Genomic DNA, 661 nt, shown 5'->3' on the forward strand with positions numbered 1-661 from the left:
TTGACAACTCCCCGAGGCTTAACGCAGCCTTTCACGTCCTTCATCGGCTCAGCATGCCAAGGCATCCACCATGCGCCCTTAATAACGAACACACAAACCACCACACACAACAAAAATCATGCGGGTGGCCACACAAGTGAACTTGACAAAAAATTGATTAAAGAAAAAAGAAATCACACAAACACACACAAACAAACCACAATTAAGCAATCCATTTAATGCGTGTTTAATGCTCGCGTCCACTATACAGTTCTCACACAACACCCCAACCACAACCAGCCAACACAGGCAGTGTCAACAAGCCACATGGTCAGGCACAAAAAAGGGGGATAATGCCCCAGACACCCAACAATGCACCAACATACAAACAACATATTTTTCGTTTAACTGTGCATGGACAACGTGTGTCACAAAGCGCCATTCAAACACTTGGTCATGTCTCATAAGATGTGTGTTTCACCCGGACAATTTTTCAACAATAAAAGTTGGCAGCATGACACTCGCATACTCAACCAACCACAGGGTGCAACTGCACCCGAAAAATAAAAGCTCCTTAGAAAGGAGGTGATCCACCCGCACCTTCCGGTACGGGTACCTTGTTACGACTTCGTCCCAATCGCCGATCCCACCTTCGACGGCTCCCTAACAAGTTTGGGCCACC

The 661-nt window shown here is 46.7% G+C and carries 2 rRNA genes; both read right to left on the minus strand.

What is annotated here, in order from left to right:
• A 23S ribosomal RNA gene (locus MHY22_RS11495) occupies positions 1–92 on the minus strand; the annotation flags it as partial.
• A gap of 465 nt (positions 93–557) precedes the next feature.
• A 16S ribosomal RNA gene (locus tag MHY22_RS11500) occupies positions 558–661 on the minus strand; the annotation flags it as partial.

The sequence above is a fragment of the Corynebacterium sp. ACRPO genome (genome assembly GCF_022347205.1).
Lineage (GTDB): Bacteria > Actinomycetota > Actinomycetes > Mycobacteriales > Mycobacteriaceae > Corynebacterium.